Source organism: Ramlibacter sp. G4-7, assembly GCF_057784995.1.
In genome coordinates this window covers 210,828-225,930 of record NZ_JBYNTT010000010.1, presented here as the reverse complement: position 1 = coordinate 225,930, position 15,103 = coordinate 210,828, and the positions used below count along the sequence as shown (strand labels likewise).

Sequence of the window (15,103 nt, the reverse complement as noted above, 5' to 3'; positions counted from 1 at the left end):
CCGCGCTTGGCTGCGCGTCATCTGGCGCGCTTGGAGAGACCGCCAGCCATACGACGTCCAGCGTCACACAGGCGCCATGTTGCAGCTCGCCGCAGCAGGGGGTTGACACAGGGTGTCTCATTCCCTGCCCTCCACCAGCGACCGCGCCGCGAACGCCCGCTCGGCCAGCGCGGGCGCGCCCACGCCTGCGGCCCAGGACGCGAAGGACGCGGTCGGCCCTTTCCACCGCAGCGACTCCACGTCGCCGAACAGCTTCGCGTCGGTCCGCAGCGTCGCCAGCCGCTTGAACAGCAGCGCGGTCTCCAGCTGCTCCCCCAGGATCCTGGCGGGGAAGGATTCGATGGGGCCGTGCTCGTTCAGCAGCCGGGCCGCGCCGACCGCACCGATGCCGGAGATGCCCGGGTAGCCATCCGCGGCGTCCCCCACCAGCGCCAGGTAGTCCGGGATCAGGACCGGTTCGACGCCGAACTTCTGCCGGATGTCCGGCGCCGTGCGGATCTTGTTCGCCTTGCGATCCACCTGCACGACGCGGTCTCCCCGCACGCACTGGGCAAGGTCCTTGTCGGGCGTCCAGATCAGGGCCTTGTCCACGCGCGTGTCCGCTTCCGCGAGGTGCGCTGCGCTGGCCAGGGCGTCATCGGCTTCCAGCTCCGTCATGGGCCACACCACGACGCCCATGGCGGCCAGGCCCTGCTCCAGCGGCTCGAACTGGGCGCGCAGCGCGCGTTCGATGCCCTCGCCCGTCTTGTACCCGGGCCACAGCGCATTGCGAAAGGACTCGATGACGTGATCGGTCGCGACCCCGACGTGCGTCGCCCGGTTCTCGATGATCTGGAGCGTCCCGTTCAGGACGCCCACGACCGCGCCGAACGGGCGGTCCTCGCCCTTGGTGAAGCGGCGCAGGCCGTAGAAGTGCCGGAACAGCTCGTAGGTGCCGTCGATGAGGTCGATGATCACGCGCCGAAGATACCGGATCCGTCCCACGGCGGTGTCCGCACCCCGCCGTGGGATCCGTCGTCGCAGCGCCCGTCATCCTGCTTCCCGCAGAGCCAGCGCCCGGCTCCTACACCGCCGAAACGTGCACCGCACTACAGTGGTGCGACCAAGAAGGAGACGGCAGATGAGGGTGCTGCTGGTAGAGGACAACTTTCGCATGCAGGACGAGGTCCGGCGCCTGGTGACGGCGATCCCGAACGCGCAGGTCGTGGCGGTCGCGGCCAGCCAGCCGCAAGCGAGCGACTGGCTCGCGGCCAACCCGGACGGATGGGACCTGGCCCTGGTGGACCTGTTCCTGGAAGAAGGCCACGGCTTCGACGTGCTGCGGCGCTGCCGCAAGGTGAGCCCGCACCAGCGCGCCGTGGTGCTGTCCAATTACACCCGCGACCCCGTGCCCGAGCACGCGCGCCAGGCCGGCGCCGATGCCTTGTTCGACAAGTCCTTCGACATGGACGCCCTGGTGGAGTACTGCCGCGAATTCAGCCGGCAGTTGCAGGGCGCCGCCGCCGCGTGATCACGCATCTCGGTGGCGACGCGCCACCGGTGGCGTCGGTGCTTGCAGGGACCAGGCGTGCGCCGGCACCGCCGGCTGCGCCAGCACGTCCAGCACGTTTTTCGCGGCGCCCACGCCCATGTTGACATAAGCATCGCCGGTGACGCCGCCGATGTGCGGGCTGAGGATGATGTTGGGCTCGCCGTGGAAGGGATGGGGCACTGTCATGGGTTCCACCGCAAAGCTGTCCAGCCCCGCGGAGGCAAGCTGGCCGGAGCGCACCGCTTGCAGCAGCGCGGCTTCGTCGACGAGGCCGCCGCGGGCCGTGTTCACCAGGATCACGCCGCGCCTGCATGCCTGCAGCGTCTGCGCGTTCACCAGGTTGCGGTTTTCCGCGGTCAGCGGGCAGTGCAGCGAGATGACGTCGGAGTCGCGCCAGATCGCGTCCAGCGCGACCGGCTGGATGTACTCGGGCAGGTCCTTGGCGAACGGGTCGAAGCCGATCACCTTCATGCCCATCGCGTCGCACATGCGCGCGAAGCGCTGGCCGATGGCGCCCAGCCCCACCAGGCCGATGGTGCGGCCGTGCAGTTCAACGCTCTTGTGCGTGGCCTTGTCCCAGTGGCCGGCGTGCATGCGGGCGTTGAGCTGCACGACGGACTTCGCGCAGGCCAGCACGAGTGCCAGCGCCTGTTCCGCGACCGCCGCCGCATTGGCGCCGGCCGCTGCGCGCACCTCGATGCCGCGTGCCCTGGCCGCGTCCTTGTCGATCGTGTCCGTGCCGCTGCCATGCTTGGAGATCACGCGCAGCGAGGGCGCCGCGTCCATCACCGACGCCGGAACCTTGCCGTAACGCACGATGATCGCCACCGGATCGTGCCGCTGCGACAGCGCGACGAGGTCCGCTTCCTGCGGCGTCTTGCCCGCGTAGATGACCTCGAAGTCCTTGAGCAGCTCCAGCGCCTGGGGCGCAAGGTCCGCGCCCGTGACGACGATGGCGCGGCGGGCGCTCACAGGTTTTCCCCTTGCTTGAGCACGCCCGCCGTACGCAGCGCGGCATCGAGCCAGCTGGCGGCGGTGTTGCCCTTCTGGATCGCGGCGATGCGGGCGGATTCGTCTTCCACCTTCTTGCGGGCCAGGGGCAGCAGCGCTTCGACGCGCTCGCGCTCGATCGCCACCACGCCGTCGGCATCCGCCACGATCAGGTCGCCGGCACGCACGGTCACGCCGCCGATGGACACCGGATGGCCGATGCGGCCGGGCACGTTCTTGGTCGGGCCGTTGGGGTTGGTGCCGAACGAGAAAACAGGGTAGTCCATCTCGTCGATCTCCAGGCTGTCGCGCACGGCGCCGTCGATCACAACGCCGGCCAGGCCCAGCTGCTTGCACGCGGTCATCATGATGGTGCCCATAAGCGCCGCCATCTGGTCGCCCTTGCCGTCGATGACCAGCACGTCGCCGGGCTTGGCCAGCGACATGGCCGCGTGGATCATCAGGTTGTCGCCGGGGCGCACGTCCACCGTCAGCGCGGGGCCGGCCAGCTTCATGCGCGGACGCAGCGCCGCGATGCGGCCATGCAGCGCGCCGCGGCGGCCGTTCACGTCGGCCAGGATGGCCGCCTGGTATTCGGCGGCCTGGCGGACCAGCTCGGGGGAGATACGCTCGAAGTTGCGCAGGATGTCGGTCATGGGGAAGCTCTCTTGGGCGAAGGAGGTCCCGCCGGCACGCTGGCGCGCCGGTCAGGAAGGAGAAGGCAGGAGGAGTGGAAGGGCGGCCTCACTAGGAGGCCGCGTGTGCCCAAGGTCAGTCGACCTTGGCGCCGGAGTCCTTGACGATCTTGCCCCAGCGGGTGATGTCGTCGCGGATCAGCTTGCCGAACTGCTCGGGCGTGCTGCCGGCCACGTCGGCGCCCTGGTCGCCCAGCTTCTTTTGCAGCTCGGGGTCCTTCAGGGCCTTGTTGATGTCGGTGTTGAGCTTGGCGACGACCTCCTTCGGCAGGTTGGCCGGGCCGAGGATGCCGAACCAGGTGACCGCCTCGAAGCCCTTGTAGGTCTCCGCGATCGCCGGGATCTGCGGCAGGTCATCGGCGCGCTTGAGCGAAGTGACGGCGAGCGCGCGCATCTTGCCGCTCTTGATGTGGCCCAGCAGCGTAGGGATGGAGGACACGTACAGCTGCACCTGGCCGCTGATCACGTCGGTGGCACCCTGCGATGCGCCCTTGTACGGGATGTGCACGAGCTTGACGCCGGCGGCCTTCTGGAAGGCTTCAGTTGCGAGGTGCGCCACGGTGCCGTTGCCGGAAGTGGCGAAGTTGATGCTGCCCGGCTTTTCCTTCGCGGCCTTGATCACGTCGTCCAGCGTCTTGTACGGCGAGTCGGCGCCGGTGACGATCACCAGCGGCGAGCTGGCGACGAGGGTGATGGGCGTGAGGTCCTTCAGCGGGTCATAGGGCAGCTTGGAGTACAGCGTCGGGTTGATGGCAAGGTTGCTCGTCTGGCCCATCACGAGGGTGTAGCCGTCGGCGGACGCCTTGGCCGCGGCGTCCACGCCGAGGTTGCCGCCGGAGCCGGGCTTGTTGTCCACGACGAAGGTGTAGCCCGAGCCGGTGACCTTGTTGGCGACTTCGCGCGTGATCAGGTCGGTGCCGCCGCCTGCCGGGAAGGGCACGACCATGCGGATGGGCTTGGCGGGCCAGGCCTGGGCAAAGGCCGAGACGGTGGCGAGGGAAGCTGCGGCGAGCACGAGCGTCGCGCGACGGGAAAGCTGCATGGGTTTTGTCTCCGAAAACGGCGCTGGTGCACCGGTGACGCGAACTGTAGATGTCCGTTGCATCCCATACAATGCCGTTTCACACAGTGGACCGCGGTGCAATATGCGCAACACGACCGTCGATGAGGAAACTGGCGGCCCGCAGGGCGGCGTCGTCGCCGTCACGCGGGCGCTCTCGCTCATGGAAGCGTTCGCCGTCGGCGAGGCCACGCTGTCGCTCGCCGAATTGAGCCGGCGCGCCGGCATGCACAAGACCACGGCGCTGCGTCTCGCGCGCACGCTCGCCCTGTCGCAATACATGGTGCAGACCGAAGATGGCCAATGGCGGCTGGGGCCGGCCGCGGGCTGGCTGGGCGCGCGCTACCAAGCCGGCTTCGACGTCAACAACGTGGTGGAGCCGGCGCTGCACGAGCTGGTGCGGGACACCGGCGAGAGCGCCTCCTTCTACGTGCGCGAGGGCGACATCCGCTCCTGCGTGGCGCGGGTGGAAGGGCCGCAGTCGGTGCGGCACAACGTGCGCATCGGCGAGCGGCTGCCCCTGGACAAGGGTGCGCCGGGCCGGGTGATCCTCGCCTTCAGCGGCGCCGCCGGCGAGCCCTACGAATCGATCCGCAAGCACGGCTTCCACATCTCGCTGGGAGAGCGCGAGGCGGAGGTCGCCAGCGTGGCGGCGCCGGTCTTCGGCCTGAACTGGCGGCTGCTCGGCTCGATGTGCATCTCCGGGCCCAGTTCACGCCTGACGAAGGCCAGGCTGGAGAAACACGCGAAGGTGGTGATCCGCGCCGCGAACCAGCTGTCCTATGCGCTGGCCGGCAGCCGCTCGGCGGCGACGCCGGCCGCCGTGTCGCGCTGGCATCCATGAAGGCCCGCGCGGCGCGGCAAGTGCCCGTTCACGCGGACGTCGACAGGGCCTCGTGGCTGTGGTGCGGCAGCACGCTCGTGCCGGCCATGCCGTGCAGGGCCTCGGTGCGGATCCACGGCGCCCAGCTGTTGACCGTGCCGAAGATGGTGGCGAAGGCCACGTCCGCCGCGTCCCGCCCGGTCCCGAAGCGCACCAACCCCATCGGGATCGCCGTGCCCGAGGCATCGAAGATGAACCACCGGTCCCCGAGATAGCATTCCACGTAGGCGTGCAGGTCGGGCGGTCCCAGGGCCGGGTCCGCGCCGTAGTCCGTCCCCGTCGCCATGCGCGCGGGGATGTTGACGGCGCGGCACAGCGCGATCATCAGGTGGGCGAAGTCGCGGCAGACACCGGTGCCTTCCACCAGCGTGTCGATCGCCGACGTGCTCGCGTTGGAGGTGTTGGAGCGGAAGCTGACGTGCGACTGCACCCAGCGCTGGATGGCCTGCACGCGGCCGTAGCCCCGGGGCAGGCTGCCGAATTCGCGCATCGCGAAGGCGGCCAGCCGGTCGGACTGGCAGTAGCGGCTGGGGTAGAGGTACTCCATCACCGGCAGCGGCAGCGCGCGCACCGGCACTTCCGGCAGGTACACCGGGTCCGCCTTGTAGTGCGCAAGGGCCACGGTGGCCTTGTACGCCAGCGACAGTTGCCCCGGGCCCGCATGCAGCCGCAGCAGGCGGGTGCCGGTGCGCGGATCGGTCCACAGCTGGGTCGGTATGTCCTGGTTGATCGCCAGCGTTTCCCGGCTGACCGTCTGCGCCGGGGTGTGCGCGGCGTGGATGTTGAAGACGAAATCGGCTCCTTGCGGATCCACGATGTCGTAGGCGAGGTCGATCTGCAGTTGGATGAGGATCATGCGTTGGCTGCCGTTCGGCTCAAGACCGCATTGTCCGGCCAGCGCGGCCTTCGCCGCACTCGGCAACGCGGCGCGCACCGCAAGCTGCGGCCTTGTCCTACATCGCCGAACGCACGGCGGGCTCCCGGCGGACGCCCGTGGCACTGGACCACGACCTGGGCGAGCCCGCGCGCCACGCTACTTCTGCAGCGACATCAGGTACAGCGTGATCGCCTCGACGTCGCCCGCCGACAGGTGCGACGTCCTGCCGTGCGTGTCCGGAATCACCCGGATGTTGTTGGCCGCAAGCACGGGGTTGATCGCGCCGCCCACGATCAAGGGCACCACGTTGCTCGTCCCGAGCTGGTCCAGCTCCAGGCGCCCTTGCGGATAGGCGAGCCGGTCGTAGGCCGGATCGGCCCCCGCCTTGGGCACCGGGCGGTCCAGGCTCACGCAGATCGGTCCCTTGGCATCGCCCCCCAGGCGCGTGCAGCTGCCGTCGTCGCGGCTGTCGGCCATGGTGATCGGCACCTCGGTCGGCAGGCGCACCGGCGGGCCGCCCAGGAAGTCGAAGGCCGTCACGCGGCTGTGGTCCGTGCGCACCACGCGGAAGTTGAAGCCGCGCTCGCCCGCACGCAGCAAGGGCGAACCCGGTGGCAAAAGGATTTCGCGCACGCTGTGCGCCGAACCGTGGTGCAGCCAGCGCGGGACGCTGTCCCAGAACGAGCGCAGGTGCTTGGTGTTGCGGCTGCTGATGTTCTGGCGCCCGCCCAGGTCCTGCGGCGGGTCGAAGGGCTTGAAGAAGTAGTCGTTCAACAGGCGCGTGAACGGGCCTTCGTTGTCGACCGTGATCTCCGCCACCACGCCCGGTTCATGGATGTTGTAGTCCTGGAAGGTGTCGTTGATCTCCCCGTTGGCGCGCTTGTTGCCGTTGTGGTGGCAGCTCGCGCAGCCGGCGCCCCCGGCGGCCAGATCGTTCGTGAACAGGGCCTTGCCGGCGGCGACCGTCGTTGCCTCCGCGCCGTTCGGCGCCTGCCGCAGCGGGTTGGGCATCAGGCGCGTCTCGTTCTGGGTCCAGAGGATCTGGGCGAACGCCATGTCGTAGAAGTCGATCTTGAACGCCTTGCCGCTCAGCTCGGGCCGGCCGATCGCGCGCGAGTTCTCCTCCGTCTTGCGCAGCACGAACTCGTTGCGCGCCCGCTGGCGCTCCAGCAGCGTGGCCTGCGGGAACACCGCCGTGCGCCGCTCCGCATTCACCAGTTCGCCGTTGCAGGACGAGGCATACGCGTTCATGGGCGTGCTGAGTCCCTCGAACCACTCGGGCCAGTTGTCGGAGGTGTCCTTGTTCTGCGGCGAGATCTTCGGTCCGCCGATGGCATTGCCGCCCACGTTCCACTGCCCGCCGTCATGCCGGCTTTGCCAGTGGCAGTGGCCGCAGGACTTCTGGCCGTCGTCGGAGTACGACTGCGTGAACAGCCAGCGCAGGCCGATCTCCTCGTGGGTGGCGAACAGGTGGGAGCCGTGCCCGCCGGTGCGCGGATCGGGCGTGCTGTCGGTCACGCCGACGGTGACGAAGCCTTGCCGCTTCAGGGCACCGTTCGCATCCACGGCGAGGAAGGACACGTCCTCGGTCTGCATGTTCGCGACGTAGACCGCGCGGCCGTCGGGAGAGACAGCCAGCCCCTGCGGAGTGATGCCGCCGGTGAACTCGTCGCCGATGCGCGTGAGGATGCCCGCCGGGCTGCCCGGATTCTGGTTGATGCGGAACACCTCGATCTTGTCGGAATGCAGCTGCGACACGAACAGCAGGTTGCCGCGCACGAACAGCTGCTCGGGGCCGCTGCCACGGATGACCTTCTGCTCGGGCGCGTGGTCGCCGAGGTCGGTGATCTCGCCGGGAACCGCGAGCAGGGACCGGTCGCGCTCGAAGTCGACATAGCGGAAGACGAACTGGTTGGTGGCCGTGTCGAACACGTTCAGCTCGCTGCCGAGGTCGTCGAAGGTCGTGGCCCGGGTCGCGTCCGACATTACCGGCGTGTAGCCGAGGGGCGCACCCGTGTTGCGGATCGCCACGCCGTTCACGATCTTGGGCAGGCCGTGGCCGGTCTCGGGTTCGTTGAGCACGCTGTTGGTCGAATGGCCGGAGACGATGCCCCAGCGGCCGGCGATCTTGACGTCCGTGGCGAGGCCGCCGACGGGTATCGTGCCCTTGAGCTCCAACGCATCGCCCGCGATGTTGATCACGGCGATGGTGTGACCGAGGGTGTTGGCCACGTACAGGGTGTTGCCGTCCGCACTGATGGCGAGGTCGCGCGGGTTGGTGCGATCCAGGTCCGTCGTGCCGGTCGGGACCTGACCGATCTGCTTGAAGACCGGCCCCTTGGCGATGCTGAACGCGCGCACCTGGTCCTTGAAGCGGTCCGTGATGTACAGGCGCGTGCCCGCGGCATTGAAGACGAGGTCCTCGCCGTAGTAGCCGGTCTCGAACTGCCCCAGCACGGTGTCCGTCACCGTGTCGACCACGGAGGCGAAGTTCGCATACTGGTTCACGACGACGGCATAGGGCCGGGGGTTCTCGGGATTGGGCGGCGACACGGCAATGCCGGTGGGCCGCGTGCCAACGGGCATCGCCGGGATGCTCAGGTCCACCCAGCGCAGCACGCGGCGCGCGGCGGTGTCGACCACCGCGATGCGGCTGTCCGGATAGCCCTCACGCCCCGGCAGCGTGACGTACAGCTTGCTGCCGTCCGGAGTGAGCGCCACTGCGTTCGGCCAGCTGCGGAAAGGCTGCTTCACGAACGGCCAGTGCTGGCTGCCGCTGTTGACCCGGGGGGCGTTCGGATCGATGCGGGTGCCCGGATCCGGACGGCCCGTGAAGTAGTCCACCCCGAACATGATCCGGGTGAAGCGCTCGATGCCGGCGCGCACGCCGGCAGGCTCGGCGCCGACGATGCGCTTGACCGGATCGCCGTTCGGCCCGGTGATGATCTCGCCGCGCGAGTCGGTCTTCACGGGACCGGTGAAGAAACGCAGCTTGAATGGGGCCTCGGGCAGCGACGGCGACAGGACGTGCGGCACGAACGAGACTGCGGAGAGGCTCTTGACCGGTCCCGCGGCGTCGCTGCTGCGGAAGGCCCACGTGCCCAGGCCGATGATCCCGGCCGAAGCCAGGAGCGCAGCCCACCGCACGGGGCGGGCGAGGGATTGCTTGGCAACCATGGAGTGTCTCCTTTCGCCCCTCGACTGACGAAATGCACTCCGAGCCCCCTGGGAGGCGAGCATACGAACTTGTTCTTCGCCGTGCGGCGCCCGCGCGCAACCGGACTCCCGCAGTTGAGACACTTTGAAATAGGCGGGGGGTGCCGGAATAAATTCGATTCCCGCGCGCTGGCCCGGCAGTTTCAGCCCGCGCGGATCACCCCCTGCGGTGCTGGCGCCGCGGCGGTCCGTCCGAGAGCATGGTGTCGTACTCGTTGCGCACGACGGCGTAGCAGCGGCACGCGGCCTGCTCCAGGCCCGCGCGATCGAGGACGGTGATGCGCCCGCGCGAGTACGTGATGAAGCCGCGCGCCTGCAGCTCCGACGCCGCGCGGCTGACCGTCGGCCGGCGCTCCCCCAGCATCTGCGCGAGGAATTCCTGCTTCAGGTCGAACGTGGGGCTGTCCACGCGGTCCGCCGTCATGAGCAGCCAGCGCGCGCACCGCTGCAGGGGCGCGTGTGCCCGGTTGCACGCGGTGGACTGCGAAACCTGCACCAGCAGTGCCTGCGTGTAGCGGTGCAGCACCGCGCCGAACGAAGGGTGGTCCTGCGCCGCGCGCTGGAAGTCCGCCGCCGCCATGCGCCAGCCGCTGCCCTCCACCTGCGCGAAACAGTCGCCCGGCGCGTGCGTGGCGCCCAGGAACAGCGGCAGTCCGACCATGCCTTCCTTGCCGACGGTCCCGACTTCCACGCTCTTCTGCGAGCCTTCGACGCTCGCCAGCATCGACATCACCCCCTCCGCGGGAAACCAGGCGTGCCGGATCGGCTTGCCCTCCTCCATCAGGCTGTCCCGCAACTTCAGCGGTACGTGCACCAGCATCGGAGCGAGGGCGGACAGTGCTTCGTCGTCGAGGAGCGCGAACAGGCGGTTGCGGCGCAGGTCTTCGGGGGAGCTTGTCATATCGACGCGCAGCGTACGCCGAGGCTGCTCGGCAATGGTGCGCGGGAATGCACGAAAACGCAGCTGGCCACGCGTGCTGGCTCGTCAGTCGCGGAGATCGGTACCTCAGCGGGGGCGTGCAGGCGCGTGCCCTGGCTGCTGGGATTGGGGCCAGGAATGCGTGCTCCGCTCGCGGCGGCGGCGGCCGTCAGCGTACCGACAAGACGCGCTCTGCCGCCAGCAGGCGGGCATCGAGCTCCGCCAGGATCAAGGGCTTGGACAGGAAATCGTCCACCCCTGCTTCCCTGGCCGCCACGCGCATGGCCTGGTCTGCCGAAGCCGTGAGCATGATGCAGTAGACGCGGGGCGTGCCCGCCAGGGCGCGGATGGCGCGGCACAGGGCCAGTCCGTCCATCCGCGGCATGTTGCGGTCGGTGAGCACGAGGTCGACGCCGCCGGCGCGCACGCGCTCCAGCGCCGATGCACCGTCCTCGCAGTGGTGCACGGTGTAGCCGCGCCGCTGCAGGACGACGCGCAGCAGGGAGGCGATCATCGGGTCGTCGTCGACGACCAGCGCCTGGATCGCAGGCGCGGCCTCGCCTGCGGTGGCGCTCATCCGCGCACGCCCTCCATCGCCGCGAGCTGGCTGGCGATGGCCTCGACCTCCTGGGGTCCGCATGCGGGGCGTTCCAGCAAGGCCTCGAGCTGCAGTTCGATCGCACGCGCCGCTTCGCCGAAAGCCGGCATGCCGAAGGTCCCTGCCGATCCGGCCAGCCGGTGCAGCACGCGGTGCAGCGCACGCAGGCGCTCGTCGTCTTGCGGCGCCGCGCCCCACGCGTCCAGCGCGGCGCGGGCCTCGGCCAGGCGCGCCGGCAGTTGCTCGGCGAATTGCGCGCGGAACAGGTCCAGGGCCTGCTGGAGGTCGCCGGGCAAGGGAGCGGAGGTCATGGACCGCGATGCTGCCACAGGCAATGGGAGTGCCAACCAGGAGACTGCGAGCGGCTGGACAGCGCGCTTGCGGTTCCTTGCTAGTCCTCGCCCATGTGCAGCCACTCGTCCTCGGACATGGACTGCATGAAGGCCATCACGGCTTCCAGGACGCCGGCACTCTCGGCCCATTCGATCTGCTCGCGGAAGCACAGCCGCTTGGTCAGCGGCGGCGTGACGGCCCAGGCGGCACCGGTGGGCGGCACCGGCGGCTGCTGGAAGCCGCGCAGGGTCTTCTTCACGGGCAGCAGTTGCATGAAGGCGTCCCAGCGCTGCGGGCGCGGGCACACGCGGTTGTTGCGCCGGGCCACCAGCATGGCGCTTTCCAGCGTGAACAAGGGCTGCTCCACCGGCTTGCGGGCGAAGGGCTTGCGCAAGGCGCCGCCGGCAGGCCGCGTCGCGGCCCAGCCCACTTCCTCCGGACTCATCCCCGGCGGCTGGGTCATGGGCGCCGTGTCGGCGAAGGGCCGGTCGTGCTGCCTGGCCGCTTCATTCCACATCGCCCAGGCCGTGTCGCCGTCCTGGTGCAGGGCCTCGGGCGCGGGAATCGAATCCCCCGCCTCCCAGGGCCGGTCGAGGTCGTGGCTGCGGGGTGGTTTCTTGGAAGACGGGGAGGCCATGGCAGCATCGAATGTACTCCTGCGGCCCGGGAGTGCGTGACAAGGCGTCAGCCACGCCAAGGGGCCGCGGGCCGGCTGCCCGCACGCCGGCGCCGGCGTGAATGTGCCGCGGCTGCGCCCGCGGCCTCGCCGCGCAGGCTCCTCACTACACTGCCGCGATGCCCGCCGCCCCGCCCCGCTCGCCACAGTCCTTGTCCGGCCTGCTGCCCTTTCTTCGCCCTTACCGGGGCCGCATGGCGCTGGCCGTCGTCTTCCTGCTGCTGGCCGCCGCCGCGATGCTGTTCTTCCCGATCGCCCTGCGCACGCTGATCGACCAGGGCATCGAGGCGGGGCCGGGAGAGCGCGTGCTCGCGTTGCGGAACCATTTCCTGCAGTTGTTCGCCGTGGCCGTCGCCCTCGGCCTCTTCTCCGCCGGGCGCTTCTACGTGGTCAGCTGGCTGGGCGAGCGGGTGACGGCGGACCTGCGCAACGCCGTCTATGCGCACGTGCTGGAACAGAGCCCGGCCTTCTTCGAAAGCACGCAGACCGGCGAGGTGCTCTCGCGCCTCACGACCGACACGACGCTGGTGCAGACGGTGGTCGGCTCCTCCTTCTCGATGGGCCTGCGCAACCTGGTGATGGGCGTGGGCGCGCTGGTGATGCTGGTGGTCACCCATCCGCTGGTGATGACGCAGGTGCTGCTGGTGGTGCTGCTGGTCGTGTTGCCGGCGATGGTGTTCGGCCGGCGGGTGCGCCGCCTCTCGCGTGCCAGCCAGGACCGGGTGGCGGACTCGAGCGCGATCGCGGCGGAGGTGCTCAATGCGATCCCGGTGGTCCAGAGCTACGCGGCCGAATCGCGCGAAGCGGTGCGCTTCGCGGCGGCGACCGAGAACGCCTTCCAGACGGGCGTGCGGCGCACGCGTGCACGCGCGGCGCTGGTCGCCTTCGTCATCATCGCCAACGCGGCGCTGATGCTGTGGGGCCTCTACCAGGGCACGCAGGCGGTGCTGCAAGGCCAGCTCACCGCGGGCCAGCTCGGACAGGCCGCTCTCTACGTGGGCATCTTCGCCGGCGCGGTGGCGGTGCTGGGCGAGGTGTACGGCGACCTGCTGCGCGCCGCGGGCGCGACCGAGCGCCTGATGGAACTGCTGGCGGCGCACTCGCCCGTGCGCTCGCCCGCGCAGCCGATCTCGCCGCCCGCAGTGGCGGCCGGCAGCAGCGTGCGCATGAGCGCCGTGCGCTTCCACTATCCGTCGCGCCCGGCGACGCCCGCGCTGGCCGACTTCTCGCTGGACGTGGCGCCCGGCGAGACGGTGGCGCTCGTGGGCCCCAGCGGCGCCGGCAAAACCACGGTGTTCCAGCTGCTGCTGCGCTTCTACGATCCGCAGGCCGGCACCCTCGCGATCGACGGCGCGCCGGTCGCCGCGCTGCGGCTGCAGGACCTGCGCACGCGCATCGCGCTGGTGCCGCAGGAGCCGGTGATCTTCTCGGCCTCGGCGCAGGAGAACATCCGCTATGGCCGCCCTGATGCCAGCGACGCGGAGGTCGAGGCAGCCGCACGCGGGGCGTTCGCTGACGATTTCATCCGCGCCCTGCCCGAGGGCTACGCCACCTTCCTCGGCGAGCGGGGCGTGCGCCTGTCGGGCGGACAACGCCAGCGCATCGCCATCGCGCGCGCCATGCTGAAGAACCCGCCGCTACTGCTGCTGGACGAAGCCACCAGCGCGCTCGACGCCGAGAGCGAGCGCATGGTGCAGGCCGCGCTGGAGTCGGCGATGAAAGACCGCACCACGCTGGTGATCGCGCACCGCCTCGCCACCGTGCAGCAGGCCGACCGCATCGTGGTGCTGGACCACGGCAGGATCGTGGAGGTGGGGCGGCACGACGCGTTGATGGCCAACGGCGGGGTGTATGCAAGGCTGGCGGGCTTGCAGTTCATGACGTGAGGCGGGGGTGCGCGGCGGGCATTCGCAAGCAGCGCACATGGTCTTGCCGGGTCGACGCCGGGCTGCGTGGTAGCCTCGTCGCGGAGGGTGACCAGGTGCCTCGCTTGGCAGGACGGATCCGGTGGTGGTTCGCAGCAGCGCTGATCGCGCTGGGCGCGGGCGCGGCAGCGGCCGAACTCTCGCGCGAGGACGTCACGCGCATGCTGGCGCAGGCGCCCGGCGTGCGGGCGGTGTTCGACGGCAAGGACCTGTCCGATCTCGACCTGAGCGGCCTCGACCTGCGGGGTGCCAGCCTGCGCAAGACGAACCTGTTCGCCAGCAAGCTGGTGTCGGCGGACCTGCGCGGGGCCGACCTGGCGGGCGCGAACCTCAATGGCGCCTGGGTGATGGGAACGGACTTCACCGGCGCACAGCTGCTCGACGCGAGCCTGCTGTCGCTCGTGATCCTCGGCGGCGAGGTGCGCAAGATGCCCGTCTTCAAGGGTGCCAACCTGCGCGGCACGCGCATCATCGCCGACCTGCCGGGCGCCGACCTGAGTGGGGCCGACCTCGGGCAGGCGCGCATCGGGGTGGACATCCGCAACCAGGGCATGGGGCAGATGCGCACCGACCTCACCGGCGCCAACCTCTCGGGGGTGAATTTCGAGCGGGCGGACCTGAACCGCTGCCTGCTTTCCTTCGCCAACCTGCGCAACAGCAGGCTGCGCGACGCGAACCTGTTCCGCGCCAAGCTCGCGGGCGCGGACCTCACGGGCGCCGACGTCGCCGGTGCCGACTTCACCGAGGCCGACCTCACCGGCACCATCCTGCGCGGCGCGCACGGGCTGGAGCAGGCGAAAGGCCTGGACCGCGCCGAGCACCTGGACAAGGCAGTGCGTTGAGGCTGCCCATGCACGGTCGGCTCCTTGTCCGGCGCCGCTGCGGCAGGTGCGCTGACAGCCAGGCGCCCACTCGTCCGGAAGGCGACCGATAAAGTGGGCCGATGACCGATCTCTATGCGACCCTGCTGTCCTGGGCAGTCACCCTGTCCGGATACCCGGCTCCCACCGAGCCGCCAGTGGTGGTGCCGAAGCCGCACGAATTCTTCGTCGAGCAGGCCTGCAACGGCCAACCCTGCAAGGTGCTCGGCTGGTACGCGGGCGGCAGGAATCTCTACATCGACGAGAAGCTGGATCCGCAGGACACGTTCGCCAGCTCGATCGTGGTCCACGAGATGGTGCACTACCTGCAAGGCGTGGCGCGCGGCGACGACGAGCTGAAAGCCGGCGCAGCGTTCAGCATCGCCCCGTCCTGCGAGCAGGCGGTGAAGTGGGAGCGCCAGGCCTATGCGGTGCAGCGCGAATACATCCTGCGCTACGGCTCCTACCTGCCGGTCGGCGCTTCCATGCTGCACGTGCACTGCGAACCGGGCGAAGCCAATCCGGCCCAGCGCTGAGCGC

General features: G+C 69.8%; 15 protein-coding genes. 5 read left to right on the top strand and 10 right to left on the bottom strand.

Annotation, left to right across the window (positions count from 1 at the left end):
* Positions 1-117: 117 nt before the first annotated feature.
* The gene (locus tag AC3EGR_RS15975; RefSeq protein WP_488547485.1) at positions 118-957 is read right to left on the bottom strand and encodes a 5'-3' exonuclease; all 840 of its coding nucleotides are present in this window, start codon (positions 955-957) and stop codon (positions 118-120) included.
* 163 nt (positions 958-1,120) lie between these two features.
* Here AC3EGR_RS15975 and AC3EGR_RS15970 point away from each other — a divergent pair, with 163 nt between their 5' ends.
* The gene (locus AC3EGR_RS15970) at positions 1,121-1,510 is read left to right on the top strand and encodes a response regulator (protein ID WP_488547484.1); all 390 of its coding nucleotides are present in this window, start codon (positions 1,121-1,123) and stop codon (positions 1,508-1,510) included.
* On the opposite strand, the gene AC3EGR_RS15965 is transcribed toward AC3EGR_RS15970, so the two are convergent.
* From AC3EGR_RS15965 to AC3EGR_RS15955, 3 genes are all read right to left on the bottom strand, one after another.
* Entirely contained in the window at positions 1,511-2,503 is a 993-nt protein-coding gene (locus tag AC3EGR_RS15965) for a hydroxyacid dehydrogenase (protein ID WP_488547483.1), read from the bottom strand.
* Positions 2,500-3,177, bottom strand: a complete 678-nt coding sequence (locus tag AC3EGR_RS15960) for an RraA family protein (protein ID WP_488547482.1) — start codon at positions 3,175-3,177, stop codon at positions 2,500-2,502. The genes AC3EGR_RS15965 and AC3EGR_RS15960 overlap by 4 nt, the downstream gene beginning before the upstream one ends.
* 115 nt (positions 3,178-3,292) lie before the next feature.
* Complete coding sequence (locus AC3EGR_RS15955; RefSeq protein ID WP_488547481.1) at positions 3,293-4,258, bottom strand: Bug family tripartite tricarboxylate transporter substrate binding protein; 966 nt, start codon at positions 4,256-4,258, stop codon at positions 3,293-3,295.
* A gap of 103 nt (positions 4,259-4,361) precedes the next feature.
* Between AC3EGR_RS15955 and AC3EGR_RS15950 the strand changes: the two genes are divergently transcribed.
* Positions 4,362-5,120, top strand: a complete 759-nt coding sequence (locus AC3EGR_RS15950; protein WP_488547480.1) for an IclR family transcriptional regulator — start codon at positions 4,362-4,364, stop codon at positions 5,118-5,120.
* Between the two features lie 28 nt (positions 5,121-5,148).
* On the opposite strand, the gene AC3EGR_RS15945 is transcribed toward AC3EGR_RS15950, so the two are convergent.
* The 6 genes from AC3EGR_RS15945 to AC3EGR_RS15920 all read right to left on the bottom strand — a co-directional run bounded on the left by AC3EGR_RS15945 (position 5,149) and on the right by AC3EGR_RS15920 (position 11,739).
* A complete protein-coding gene (locus AC3EGR_RS15945) occupies positions 5,149-6,015 on the bottom strand; it encodes a transglutaminase-like domain-containing protein (RefSeq protein ID WP_488547479.1) in 867 nt (288 codons plus the stop codon).
* 177 nt (positions 6,016-6,192) lie between these two features.
* Positions 6,193-9,213 (bottom strand): beta-propeller fold lactonase family protein, encoded by a 3,021-nt coding sequence (locus AC3EGR_RS15940; RefSeq protein ID WP_488547478.1) that lies wholly within the window; start codon positions 9,211-9,213, stop codon positions 6,193-6,195.
* A gap of 196 nt (positions 9,214-9,409) precedes the next feature.
* The gene (locus AC3EGR_RS15935) at positions 9,410-10,153 is read right to left on the bottom strand and encodes a Crp/Fnr family transcriptional regulator (RefSeq protein WP_488547477.1); all 744 of its coding nucleotides are present in this window, start codon (positions 10,151-10,153) and stop codon (positions 9,410-9,412) included.
* Positions 10,154-10,340: 187 nt separating this feature from the next.
* Positions 10,341-10,748: a response regulator gene (locus AC3EGR_RS15930; protein ID WP_488547476.1), complete on the bottom strand. Its 408-nt coding sequence runs from the start codon at positions 10,746-10,748 to the stop codon at positions 10,341-10,343.
* Positions 10,745-11,080 carry an Hpt domain-containing protein gene (locus AC3EGR_RS15925; RefSeq protein ID WP_488547475.1) on the bottom strand — a complete coding sequence of 112 codons (336 nt, stop codon included), beginning with the start codon at positions 11,078-11,080 and terminating at the stop codon, positions 10,745-10,747. The genes AC3EGR_RS15930 and AC3EGR_RS15925 overlap by 4 nt, the downstream gene beginning before the upstream one ends.
* Before the next feature lie 80 nt (positions 11,081-11,160).
* Positions 11,161-11,739 carry a hypothetical protein gene (locus AC3EGR_RS15920; protein WP_488547474.1) on the bottom strand — a complete coding sequence of 193 codons (579 nt, stop codon included), beginning with the start codon at positions 11,737-11,739 and terminating at the stop codon, positions 11,161-11,163.
* 158 nt (positions 11,740-11,897) lie between these two features.
* On the opposite strand from AC3EGR_RS15920, the gene AC3EGR_RS15915 reads away from it, so the two are divergent.
* The 3 genes from AC3EGR_RS15915 (at position 11,898) to AC3EGR_RS15905 (ending at position 15,099) form a co-directional block, all read left to right on the top strand.
* Complete coding sequence (locus tag AC3EGR_RS15915; protein ID WP_488547473.1) at positions 11,898-13,664, top strand: ABC transporter transmembrane domain-containing protein; 1,767 nt, start codon at positions 11,898-11,900, stop codon at positions 13,662-13,664.
* Positions 13,665-13,768: 104 nt separating this feature from the next.
* Positions 13,769-14,545: a pentapeptide repeat-containing protein gene (locus AC3EGR_RS15910; protein WP_488547472.1), complete on the top strand. Its 777-nt coding sequence runs from the start codon at positions 13,769-13,771 to the stop codon at positions 14,543-14,545.
* A gap of 101 nt (positions 14,546-14,646) precedes the next feature.
* A complete protein-coding gene (locus AC3EGR_RS15905; RefSeq protein WP_488547471.1) occupies positions 14,647-15,099 on the top strand; it encodes a hypothetical protein in 453 nt (150 codons plus the stop codon).
* Positions 15,100-15,103: the final 4 nt, after the last annotated feature.

Bases quoted from the DNA above. Each gene is read 5' to 3' on its own strand.
- AC3EGR_RS15970 (WP_488547484.1), top strand. From the start codon at position 1,121: ATGAGGGTGCTGCTGGTAGAGGACAACTTTCGCATGCAGGACGAGGTC.
- AC3EGR_RS15960 (WP_488547482.1), bottom strand. From the start codon at position 3,177: ATGACCGACATCCTGCGCAACTTCGAGCGTATCTCCCCCGAGCTGGTC.
- AC3EGR_RS15955 (WP_488547481.1), bottom strand. From the start codon at position 4,258: ATGCAGCTTTCCCGTCGCGCGACGCTCGTGCTCGCCGCAGCTTCCCTC.
- AC3EGR_RS15950 (WP_488547480.1), top strand. From the start codon at position 4,362: ATGCGCAACACGACCGTCGATGAGGAAACTGGCGGCCCGCAGGGCGGC.
- AC3EGR_RS15945 (WP_488547479.1), bottom strand. From the start codon at position 6,015: ATGATCCTCATCCAACTGCAGATCGACCTCGCCTACGACATCGTGGAT.
- AC3EGR_RS15940 (WP_488547478.1), bottom strand. From the start codon at position 9,213: ATGGTTGCCAAGCAATCCCTCGCCCGCCCCGTGCGGTGGGCTGCGCTC.
- AC3EGR_RS15935 (WP_488547477.1), bottom strand. From the start codon at position 10,153: ATGACAAGCTCCCCCGAAGACCTGCGCCGCAACCGCCTGTTCGCGCTC.
- AC3EGR_RS15930 (WP_488547476.1), bottom strand. From the start codon at position 10,748: ATGAGCGCCACCGCAGGCGAGGCCGCGCCTGCGATCCAGGCGCTGGTC.
- AC3EGR_RS15925 (WP_488547475.1), bottom strand. From the start codon at position 11,080: ATGACCTCCGCTCCCTTGCCCGGCGACCTCCAGCAGGCCCTGGACCTG.
- AC3EGR_RS15920 (WP_488547474.1), bottom strand. From the start codon at position 11,739: ATGGCCTCCCCGTCTTCCAAGAAACCACCCCGCAGCCACGACCTCGAC.
- AC3EGR_RS15915 (WP_488547473.1), top strand. From the start codon at position 11,898: ATGCCCGCCGCCCCGCCCCGCTCGCCACAGTCCTTGTCCGGCCTGCTG.
- AC3EGR_RS15905 (WP_488547471.1), top strand. From the start codon at position 14,647: ATGACCGATCTCTATGCGACCCTGCTGTCCTGGGCAGTCACCCTGTCC.